Source organism: Caulobacter radicis, assembly GCF_003094615.1.
Lineage (GTDB): Bacteria > Pseudomonadota > Alphaproteobacteria > Caulobacterales > Caulobacteraceae > Caulobacter > Caulobacter radicis.
In genome coordinates this window covers 110,335-121,712 of record NZ_QDKO01000023.1, presented here as the reverse complement: position 1 = coordinate 121,712, position 11,378 = coordinate 110,335, and the positions used below count along the sequence as shown (strand labels likewise).

General features: G+C 69.2%; 5 protein-coding genes. 2 read left to right on the top strand and 3 right to left on the bottom strand.

Going from position 1 to position 11,378, the window contains the following annotated elements; genetic code table 11:
• Nucleotides 1-41: 41 nt before the first annotated feature.
• Genes DDF62_RS25390 through DDF62_RS14790 form a run of 3 tightly spaced genes read right to left on the bottom strand, consistent with a single transcriptional unit; the run spans nucleotide 42 to nucleotide 4,677 of the window.
• Nucleotides 42-1,118, bottom strand: a complete 1,077-nt coding sequence (locus DDF62_RS25390) for a hypothetical protein (protein ID WP_133244931.1) — start codon at nucleotides 1,116-1,118, stop codon at nucleotides 42-44.
• The gene (locus tag DDF62_RS14795) at nucleotides 1,115-2,512 is read right to left on the bottom strand and encodes an HlyD family type I secretion periplasmic adaptor subunit (protein ID WP_116489802.1); all 1,398 of its coding nucleotides are present in this window, start codon (nucleotides 2,510-2,512) and stop codon (nucleotides 1,115-1,117) included. Before DDF62_RS14795 ends, DDF62_RS25390 begins: the two co-directional genes overlap by 4 nt.
• Entirely contained in the window at nucleotides 2,509-4,677 is a 2,169-nt protein-coding gene (locus tag DDF62_RS14790) for a type I secretion system permease/ATPase (RefSeq protein ID WP_279629667.1), read from the bottom strand. The genes DDF62_RS14795 and DDF62_RS14790 overlap by 4 nt, the downstream gene beginning before the upstream one ends.
• Nucleotides 4,678-5,514: 837 nt before the next feature.
• Between DDF62_RS14790 and DDF62_RS14785 the strand changes: the two genes are divergently transcribed.
• Both DDF62_RS14785 and DDF62_RS14780 read left to right on the top strand, forming a co-directional pair.
• Nucleotides 5,515-10,500, top strand: coding sequence for an eCIS core domain-containing protein (locus DDF62_RS14785; protein WP_208866875.1), 4,986 nt, complete (start codon nucleotides 5,515-5,517; stop codon nucleotides 10,498-10,500).
• On the top strand, nucleotides 10,497-11,330 hold the full coding sequence (locus DDF62_RS14780; RefSeq protein ID WP_116489800.1) for a hypothetical protein: 834 nt from the start codon (nucleotides 10,497-10,499) through the stop codon (nucleotides 11,328-11,330). The genes DDF62_RS14785 and DDF62_RS14780 overlap by 4 nt, the downstream gene beginning before the upstream one ends.
• The last annotated feature ends 48 nt before the right edge of the window (nucleotides 11,331-11,378 follow it).

Sequence of the window (11,378 nt, the reverse complement as noted above, 5' to 3'; positions counted from 1 at the left end):
ATTTGTATATCTCTTGGTGATCAGCGAACGACACATTGAGATTAGTCATTATGAACACCATCGCAAAGCTGAATGATTTTTAGGTTCCACGTCTCTGGTATCGTCGAAGCGAATTCCGCAACTGCAAGTCGACAACCAGATGGCGAAAGAGAAATGGCGACAAGGTTTCCGCCTATTTTCCTTCGAAGATCTCCGGACTCTACGGTGTACAATCCACCCTGCCCCCGCGCTCCGCCGCCGGAGGTCACCAAAAGGTATCCGTCCCGGTAAGGGAAAAATTTCCCATCCAAGAATGCTGAACTACCTTTGACCGATACTCTCTCGAACGCACCTGTCCGGTAAATCCGGTATCCAAGAAATTCTGATTGAGGATTGGAAAAATTTCCTCTTGGCCAAAGAAAGAAGGATCCATCCCAAGAGGGAGTTTCAACACTGAGTATGGATTCTTCACTTATGGAGATAGGCAGCGGCCTCTTATCTCCGCTTTTGATATCCTCAAAACTCACAGCGCCATGCGCCCACCGAACGCCGAGATCCAAGTATGCGTCCTGTGTGTAATTTGCGAGCCAAGAACGACCCCGCTTCGCAGGGTCTACGTATATCTTGCACCGTCTACCCGTAATCGAGGTGCTTCCAACGGCAATTTGATTGATCTGCTGGCCGTAATCAAAGTCTCGGTCTGCGATCCATGGCCTCAATACCTGCTCGACTTCACGCCCGGGCGCGCCCGAGCGCACTATGACCGGACCATCTCCATCAACGCTTTCCGAATAGCTGATGCGGCCATTTTCCGCGCAAAGGTACTTTCCATGCGCCGCATCGACAAAGCGTCGATAAATCTTCGGCGAATTGTCAATTTTCCAAATATATATCCCAGCGCCTCCATTACGATCTTCGCCCACAAAAGCGACCTCGCCTTCGCTCATCCATGAGACTGAAGACGCGGGCGCAAGCCGTACGGAAAGATTGCTTTCAGCGATGGTTTTAAACTTACCCCCGCCCATCCTGATGCGGAACGTCCCATCGACGGCGCCTAGGGCGAGCAAAACCAGACCCACAACGAACAGGGAGACGGCGAGATAGATAAACCTGCGCCGCAGTTTGGCTTTTATAGTCATCGTTCACGCCCCCCCTCTTTGACCCTTCGCGCCAGTGGCGACAGCAGGTAACTGATGATCCGCCGGCGGCCGGTCTTGATTTCGGCGGTCGCGGCCATGCCGGGGGTGACGGCGATGCGGCGGCCATCGACGGAGATCCAGGGGTCCCTGAGGCGGACAATGGCCGCGTAGACGAGACCCTGCTTCTCGTCTTCGATGGCGTCGCGGCTGACGTGCTCGACCACGCCGTGGATCACGCCGTAGCGGGTGAAGGGGAAGGCCTCGAGCTTGACCTCGACGGGCTGGCCCTCGCGGACGAAGCCGGCGTCGCGGTTGAGCAGCTGGACCTCGACGATCAGTTCGCCGCCGCGCGGCACCAGCACCATCAGCGGATCGGCCGGCTTGACCACCCCGCCCAGGGTGTGGACCTGCAATTGCTGGATCACCCCGTCCTGCGGGGCCTTGAGCACGGTCAGCCGGGCCTTCTCGCTGGCCTTGGACAGCTCTTCGCCGCGCAGGCGGCGGTTGGCCTCGGCCTCGGTGAGGGCGTCGAGCACCTCGCGCGAGAAGCCGCCGCGGGCCTTGGCCAGCTGCTCGCGGGCCGAGGCCAACGCGGCGGCCGCCTTGTAGCGCTCGGCGTGGCGGATCGCCAGGTCCTGGCGCATGCCGACCAGCTGCTGCTCCATCTCCGAGACACGCATGCGCGGGGCGTAGCCCTGGCGGGCCAGCGACTTGAAGCCGTCGAGGCGATCGGTCAGCAGCGGGATCTGGGCGCGCAGCTTCTCGATCTCGTTGTCGATCATCCGCAACTCGCCCTCGCGTTGGCCAAGGTCGGCCTGCAGGCCCGAGACGATGGCCGACTGCTCGGCCTTCTTGGCGGCGACGAAGGCGCGCTGGGTGGCGACCGTCTCGCCGTCGGCCCCGCCGGGCGCGACGAAGCCGGTCCCGCCGCCGCCGGCGTAGCGCACCAGGGCCTTGGCGCGTTCGGCGTCGATCTCGGCGCTGAGCAGGCTCTGGCGGGCCTGGGCGACGTCGGCGCTGGTGGTGGTGGGGTCGAGCTCGATCAGCGGCTGGCCGGCGCGCACGCTCTGCCCTTCGACCACGTGCAGAGCCCGCACCACGCCGTAGTCGGCCGGCTGGATGACCTTGACCTGGCCGCGCGGCACGGTCTTGCCCTGGGCCGCGGCGACGACGTCGACCTTGCCCAGGATCGACCAGGCCAGGGCCAGCGCCAGAAAGACCATGATGAACCACAGGATCGCCCGGCCCATCGGATTGGGCGGGGTCTCCAGCACCTCGAGCGCGGCCGGCAGGAAGGCCGTCTCGTCGCGCGGGGTTTTCTCCCGCTCGGCCTTGCGGGCGTCGCGCAGGCTGTCCTGCAGCACGTCCCAGTGACGGGTCAGGGTCGCGATCACGCCGCGCCTCCCTCGGTCACGCCCATCTGCTTGCGATAGAGCTGGGCGTAGCGGCCGCCCTGGCGCAGCAGTTCATGGTGATCGCCGATCTCGGTGATGCGGCCGCGCTCGACGGTGACGATGCGGTCGGCCTGACGCACGGCCGACAGGCGGTGGGCGATGATGATCACTGTACGGCCATGAGCCATGCCCTTGAGGTTGGCCTGGACGATCTCCTCGCTCTCTGCGTCGAGGGCCGAAGTCGCCTCGTCGAAGATCAGGATCTTGGGCCGCGCGGCCAGGGCCCTGGCGATCGCCAGGCGCTGGCGCTGGCCGCCCGACAGGTTGGCCCCGCGCTCGTGGATTACCGTGTCGTAGGCGTCGGGCAGTTCGAGCACGAACTCGTGGGCGCCGGCCATCTTGGCGGCGGCCACCACCGTCTCCATCGGCATGGCCGGATCGGCCAGGGCGATGTTCTCGCGCACCGTGCGGTTGAAGAGGATGTTTTCCTGCAGCACCACGCCCACCTGGCGGCGCAGCCAGGCCGGATCGACCACGGCCAGGTCGACGCCGTCGACCAGCACACGGCCGCGCTCGGGCGTGTGCAGGCGCTGGATCAGCTTGGTCAGGGTCGACTTGCCCGAGCCCGACGGCCCAACCACGCCTATCACTTCGCCCGGCGCGATCTCCAGGTCGAGGTCGGTCAGCACCTGCGGGCCGTCGGCCTTGTAGCGGAACGACACCTTTTCCAGCGCGATGCGGCCCTCGATGGCCGGCAGACGCGAGCGCGACGTCGAGGCGACCGGTTCGGTCGGGGAATTGAGGATGTCGCCCAGCCGCTCGACCGACAGCCGCGCCTGCTGGAAGTCCTGGGCCAGCTGCGCCAGGCGCAGCACCGGACCCGAGACCTGGCCGGCCAGCATGTTGAAGGCCACCAGTTCGCCGACGGTGAGGTTGTCGCCCACCACCAGCCGGGCGCCGAAGAACAGCAAGGCCACGCCGGCCAGCTTGTTGATCAGCTGGATCGCCTGCGAGCCCCAGTTGGCCAGCATCCGCGCATCGAAGCTCGACTTGATGTAGCCGGCCAGCTGCCGCTCCCAGCGGGCCTGCATCTGCGGCTCGACCGCCAGGGCCTTCAGCGTCTCGACGCCGGTCACCGCCTCGACCAGGAACGACTGGTTCTCGGCCCCGCGGGCGAACTTCTCGTCGAGCTTGCGGCGCAGGGGCGGCCCGACCAGCAGCACCACCGCCGCGTAGAGCGGCAGGGTGATCAGCACGATCAGCAGCAGCCAGGGGCTGTAGAGCCACATCACGGCCAGGAAGATCGAGGCGAACAGCAGATCGAGCACGGCCGTAAGGGCCGACGAGGTCAGGAATTCGCGGATGTTCTCCAGTTCGCGCACGCGCGCCACGGAGTCGCCGACCCGCCGGCTCTGGAAATAGGCCATCGGCAGGTGGGTCAGGTGCGAGAAGAGCTTGGAACCGAGCTCGGCGTCCACGCGGCTGGTCGTGTGCGAGAACAGGTAGGTGCGCAAGCCGCCCATGGCGACATCGAAGACCGACACCACCAGCAGGCCGACGGCCAGCACTTCCAGCGTGGTCAGGCTCTTGTGGACCAGGACCTTGTCGATCACCACCTGGAAGAACATCGGGGTGATGAGGCCCAGGACCTGCAGGAACAGCGAGGCCAGCAGCACGTCGCGCAGCAGATTGCGGTACTTGACCAGGGCCGGGATGAACCAGCTGACGTCGAACCGGCGCGCCCCGCCCGCGACATGCTCGCGCGTGGTCATCAGCAGGAACTGGCCGCTCAGGATCGCGCCGGCCTCGACCGCGTCCAGAGCCATCGGCCGGCCGGCGTCAACGTCGTAGACCAGCAGCCGGCCGCCCTGGGCCTGCAGCAGGACCATGCACGTTCCGTCCTTGCGCAGGGCCAGGGCCGGCAACGGCAGCCGGTCGATCCGATCGACACGGGACGAGGCCAGCTTGGCGCGGATTTCCAGCCGCTTGGCCAGTCGCAGCAGATCGCCCGGCGAAAGATCTGCGGCCGGCACGCCCAGGCTGTGGGAAAGCTGCTCGGGGTCCAGGCTGATGTTCAGAAAGGCCGCCACCGCCACGAAGGCGGTGAGCAACGGGGTCGCAGGCGCGCTCAAAACGTCGAACGCCGTATCGCCATCAAGCGGCACGACGGCTCTCCATGTAAGAGAACCGAATCTGACGAACGCCCCACATACTCAACCCCACCAAGTCGGAAGCATCGTTGCACAACTGTAATTGATGGCAACCAACGGCTGTGCTTGGCTTCGCCTTATCCACACCTTTTGCTACAGCTTGCCCGCCCCCTCCCTGAAAAGTCGTACAGCGGATTCCGCCGGATGACTGCGGCCAGGGACCGCCATGGACGCGGGCGGTTGATCGCCGAAACGGTCAACGCGGTCGAGGCCTGGCTGGGCTCCCTGCCCGGCCATTACCTACGCCAACGTGCGCCAACCGCCGGTTGTCGACCTCAAACCTGGCCCGCCTGATCCCTCTGTCCGCCGTCTGGGCGGATACCCTCAAGAAGCGCACTATCCAATTTCACCCTCAAGAATTGAACGAACGCCGTTCGATGCTAAGCTGACGGCCGTCGCGAAGAGCGCCCCGCCTGGGCCTTCGACGCGCGACGTCGGCCGCCTCCCCATGGGAGCTCCGGAGCCGAGAGCCGCTTCAGTCTGATTGCTTTCGACAAGACCCCAGGGACAAGACCGCAGGGGAGCCGCGCGAGCTTGGAACAGCCGAGGACCCCGACCCAGCCTGTCCGGGCGCCAGAGCGCTGGCCCGAACGCTTACAGAAGCGTTAGGCCATGGCGACCTCGGCCCGGGAGTCGCGTCCGAAGGCGCGGGAAGACGGCCACGCGGCGAAGACGCGCCCGCCCTCCCCGTTCCGGCAGACGCCCCGGGAGACGCCGGGATCGGGCCTGGAGCCGTGCCGGGCCTGCGCGCCCGCCGAACCCTGCGGCCAGTGCGCGGCCGGCCGAAAGGCGGTGTCCGGATCGCCCCTGCGGCTGAAGCCCGGTCCAGGCGCCGCGCCGACCACCGAGGCCGCCGTCCAGCGCGCCGGCTATCTGGATCGTCGGCTGGGACCGCCCGAGGCGATCCAGGTCGGCGGCGTCGCCGATCCGCAGGAAGCCGCGGCGGACCAGGTCGCCGACGCGGCGATGCGCGCGCGACGCCTCGATGCGCCCACGCCGCCGCCGGACGCCCCGGCCGACGGCGCGGGGGGTCTGAAGCCGGAGGTCCGCGCGCCGATCGAACAGGCCCTGGGCCGCGACATGAGCCATGTGAAGGTGCTGGACGACGCCCCCGCCCGGAGCGCCGCCGCGGCCCTGGGCGCCCGCGCCTTCGCCCGGAACGACCAGATCTGGCTGGGACCGGGCGAGAGCCCGCGCGACCTGCGCCTGATGGCGCACGAGGCCGCGCACCTGGCGCAAGCCGACGCGGCGCCCGGCGCGCCCCTGCGCCGCCAGGTTCCGGACGGCGTCTGCCAGGCGCCCGACGCCGGCGGCTACAGCTTCATCGGTCCCGAGCCCGCCCCTACCGCGCCATCCACCCTGCCCTCCCAGGTGGAGGTCAGCAGCGCGCCGATGCCCGGCGTCAGCGCCGCGCCCGTGACGATCCAGCTGGAGGAGCCGATCCTATCCAGCACGGCGATCACCTACTACGCCATCCCGCTGGCCCTGACCGACGGGGCCGGAGGATCGGGCGGGGCGCCGGTCTGCAGGCCGCGCGACCGCGACGACGCCGGGGCGAGCGGGGCGACCTCCGGCCCATCCACCTCACCGCACAGCCTGCCGTACGCCGCGCCGTTCTCGATGCCAGTCGCCATCGACGGGGTGGCGCTGGAGGTCGTGCGGGTCACCGACACCTTCGTCATCGTCAGCAACTATCACCACCTGGCCGTCGGAGCCGGGGCGACCACGATCCTGGAGACGGCCCAGGGCGTGCGCCTGATCGACGCCGGGGTGGGCACCGACGGCGGTTCGGACATCAGCGCCGCCATCGCCGACCGGGTCAGCGGGATCCTGAACGGTCGCCCGATCGCCGAGGTGATGATCACCCACCTCCATGCCGACCACACCAGCCTGCTGCCCGAGCTGGCCCGGCGCTTTCCGATCGGCCGGCTGCGGGTCAACGCCCTGCAGTTCGCCGATCCGCGCTTCCGCCAGCTGCTGGCGCAGATCGCCACGGCCCAGACCGACGGCGTCACCCGCCGCGCCGGCGCCGCCTTCGACGCCCAGCGCTCGGCCTGGGAGAGCACTGAGGGCAGCCGGATCGCCGACGTCGCCGCGCGGGAGGCCGCGTTCCAGACCGCCCGCAGCGCCTCGATCGCCACGCTGCTGCGCAACCTGGCCGCCAACCCCACCCAGGTGGACCTGCTGGTGCCGGACGGCGGACGCCTGGTGGCCCACAGCGCCCCGCTCGGCGCCCTGCCGGCCCTGGGTCCGGCCGACGCCAATCCGGTGGTCCAGGGCCTGCGCCGCGAAGGCGGCCCTGGCGCGGTGTCGGACACGTCCTTCGTCGATCCCGGAACGGGGAGACACCTGCAACGGCAGCAGACCGCCGCCGCCTCGAACCCCACCGAGCGCGTTCCGGACGGGGTGGTGGACACCGCCTCGACCAACTACGTGATCGACCTTCCGGGCGGCAACAGGCTGATGGTCGTGCCCGACGTGCGGACGGACGACCTGCGGCGCAGCCTCGACGGCACCCGCGCCGGCCGCTCGGCCCTGGAGCGGGCGCTGGCCGAGATCGGCCATCCCGCCCGGTTCCAGGCCTGGAACATGACCCACCACATGCAGTCGGGCTGGGTGGCCGACGGCGCCCCGCATATCGCCGGAGCCGCCGAGCTGAACAACTTCGTCAGGATGGTCCAGAACATCCGGGACATCCAGCGCGCCCAGCGCGCGGCGGCCGGCACGCCCGGCGGCGCCGCACCGGCGGACATGGTGGTGGTGTCGGCGCAGCACGACGCGCTGACCCGCTCCATGGTCAATCCCGGCATGGTCTGGTTCCTGCGCAGCCTGGGCTTCGAGGTGTTCCTGGCCGCCTCGCAACGGGATATCCGCCTGATCGAGGCCACGACCGCCGGCGGCCAGAAGGTCAGTGGCGTGTCTGGCCTGCCCGCCGAAGGCCTGCGCCCGACCGACCCACTGCTCATGCACGCCGAAGAAGCCCTCAGGAACCTGCGCGAGCAGTTTGAGGTCGCCAAGCGCCGGTCCGCCCCCGGACCCGGCAAGAAAGCGCGGGACGCGGCGCGCAGGGTGGCCATCGAACAGGTCAAGACGGCCCGAAACGCCATCACCACCGCTCGCGACGCCTACATCCGCGTCGCCAGCGACACCCTCTGGCGAGGCGCCCACGACAGCGCCCGGCCCTCCGTCGCGCCCGATCCGGCCCAGCCGCTGCCCGAGGCCATGGCCACCGCCGAGGCCAGGCTGCGCACGGCCCTGCAGACGCCGCTGCTGAGTGAGTTCACGCCGTCCCGACCCAGCGCGACGCCGGTGATCAGCGACACCGCCCTGGTGGTCCTGCGTCAGCAGGCCGGCTCGACGATCGACGCCCCGGCGCGGAGCATGCTGGAATCGGTCCAGCGCGCCGACGCCCTGCGCGTGCGGATGCAGGCGGCCGACGCCCCGCCCGCGCTGCGCGCCGACCTGGCCGCCGAGCTCGGCGTCTATCGCAGCCTGCTCGAGGCCCAGCGCGCCACCGCGCCCGAAGCCAGCCGCCCCGTGCTGGAAGAGGAACTGCTGCACACCGACCGCGAGCTGCGGTCGCTGATGAACACCGGAGAAGGCGAGGTCGTCTTCTCGCGAGAACCCGGCACCGGCCGGCTGGTCGAGAACCGCGTCGTGGTCGTTCCGGGCGGGGGCCCCACCGCGGCCGATCGCGTCAGGGGCGCCGCCGAGGCGGCGGGACGCCCCTTGGGCGCGCTGATGGTGTTCCAGACGATCCGGGGCGAGGCCACCCTGCTGGAGGCCCAGGCCACGGGCCGCGCCACCACCGCCCAGACCCTGGTCGGCTCGGTGCACAGCGCCGGCAACGTGGCCATCGGCGTGCGGATGATGCAGGCCCAGCCGGTCAGCCCGGGCGTGTTCGTGGTGATGTCGGTGCTGAACGTCACCCAGACGGCGCTGGGCGACTACGACACCGACTCCCAACGCGCCCAGGCGGTGGCCCACAGCGCGATCGAGGAGAGCGTCACCCTGGGCCTGATGGCGCTCAGCCAGGTCATGATGCGGTCGGGCAATCCCTATGTCGTCGGCGCCGGTTTCGGCATCATGTTCCTGACCGGGCCGATCATGTCGCTTTTCGAGCGGGCCGGCGTGTTCGACGCCATCGAGCGCGTCACCGAGTTCCTCCCCTCGGAGGTGACCGCCGCCACCCAGCACCTGCGGCCGCTGATCACCGACTATACCGCCCTGATCGGCGCCATGGAGTTGGCCCGCCGAGAGCCGGCCGAGCTGCGGTCGATGGGCGCCGCCGATCCCGAAGCCGTGCGCTCCAGCGCCACCACCGACATCGCCGGCTATCGCGCGCGCGTGGTCGCCAAGGAGGGCGAACTGCTCACAGCCTTCGACGCGGCCTATACGCGGGCCGCGGGCGACTATGCCGGCCTCCATGAACTGGACACGCTGCGCCGGCAATTCCTGGAGATGCGCGTGGAAGCCCATCGCGGCGACGATCGCAACACGGAGTCCGCCCAGACCGCCCTGGCCGCCTTCGCCCGCATCGACACCGGCCTGTCGATGGACCAGATGACGGCCGACCAGATCAACGGCCTGCCGCAATGGAGCCGGCTGGACACCGAGCTGACCGAGCTCTCCGACCTGCTGTCGGCCAGCCATGTCGACTGGGAGTCGGTGCGCCAGAAGGAGACCGAGGTCGAGCAGGTGATGCGCAACGCCCGCTACCGCCTCTATCCGCAACAGTACGGCCTGCGCAGCACGCCCATGCTGTCGCCGGGCGCGCCGGGCCGCGAGGCCTACGAGGCCAAGCTCCGGGACGCCGAGTCCCGCCTCACCCTGCTGGAAAGCCGCATGATGCGCGTGGGCCAGGCCGGCGGCGCGGACGCCACCCTGCCCATGGACGACGGCGCCATGACCCCGGCGGTCATCGAAGCGGCGCTGGCGGCCTACACCCAGGCCCTGGCCGACGCGCCGACCCACCCCGATCCGGTCGCCCTCTATCGCGACACCGGCGCGATCGATTCCTACCGCGTCTTCGTGCGCGACCATGGCGACTACGCCGCCTATCTGGAGCGCCTGCGCGCCATGGAGACAGGACTGCAGGGCATGATCGCTCGCCTGCCCCGCACGCCGCAGTCGGAGGAGGCGCCCGTAGGCGGCGCCTCGCCCCTGCCGCTGCGCGTGCAGGCGGCGATCAGCCGCCGCAGCCAGCAGTTGGGCCTGGTGTTCCTGCCCGAGCTGGACACCTTGAACGCCGCCGGCCGCGAGCGCGACATCCACCGGCTCGCCGGCCTGCTGGGCGAACCCGACAGCGCTCATCCCCTGACCGCCAACGAGCAGGCGGCCCTGGCGAGCGGCGACCTGGAAGACCAGGCCGGCCAGATGACGACCATCACCAACCAGCTCCAGAAGATCGAAGGCGTGCACACCAGCGCCGATCCGCAGGCTCCCGTCGGCGGCGTCTATCGCTTCGAAGGCTCGATCTCCGAGATCGACCTGCTGATCATCAGCATCCCCCAGGGCTCGGTGTCGGCGTCCGACAATGTGCTCGTCGGCATCCAGCCCGGATCGGAGCGCGAGGTCATGACGGGCGGGGGGCACAGGCGAGCGGTGCAGGCCGTCCCGTTGAACGCCGCGGCGATCAAGCACCTGGGCGCGGGCGGATGCACACTGTTCCGCAACCAGCTTCACGCGGTCACTCTCGCCGAGCTTCAGGCCGCCCAGCCGGCGGCGGCGGCGACTACGCCCGCACCCACCCGCGAAGACACGGTTCCCGCTCGATGACGCCGGCCCTTGAAGCTCTTTACGCCTTCGACCTCGACATGGGATCGGGCCGGCGCGCGGCCGTCCGGCTGCGCACGCCCACCGTCTCCGAGATCGTCCGCCTGGCCCTGCCGCCGGAAGAGCACACGCCCCGGGAGGCCGGGCGGGTGCTGATGCTGGAGCTGGACGCCCTGATCGACACGCTCGCGGGCCATCCGCCGTCGGCGGCGGAACTGGCGGCCATCGTCGAGGATCCCGAACGGCTGGGCGCCCTGCTGCACGTGCGCAACACGGTCTACGACCACCTGGCTCTGGAGGGGCGGGTCCTGGCGCTCTGCCCCCATTGCGACCACGGCCGCGCCGAGCTGGACCTGACCTTCTATTGGCTGGCCCTTCGGCTGCCGCCCTGGACCTTCACCGACCAGGGCGTACTGCTCAAACCACCGCTCCTGGCCTCGCCCCTGCCCTCGGGAGGCCGGCCGGAAGGCTGGCCGCGCGCCCGGGGCTTCGACGTCTTCCACCCGGACGCACCAGGCCTGCGCGCCTTGCGGTCCCTGCAGACCCCTGATGCGCGGGTCCGCGAAGAAGAGGGATGGCGTCTATGGGCGCCGGAGAGCGATCATCCGCCGGAAGGACGCGAGCACCGGCGTCGAAGCCCCGCGTTCTTGGCCATCTTGCGCCTGGCCGTCGCGCTGGAGACGACGCCAGACGTCGTCGACGGCATGTCCGTCGGGGCCTTCTTCTTCCTCGACCTGCTCCACTTCGCCCTGGCCAACGCGGACGTCGCCGCGCCGGAGCGTGCGGCGGTCCGATGCCCGGCCTGCGACGGCCGTTTCCTGCCGGTTTTCTGACCGCGCCGCATTGGTCAACTTAGTAGTGCAATTTATCAATTGAAACCT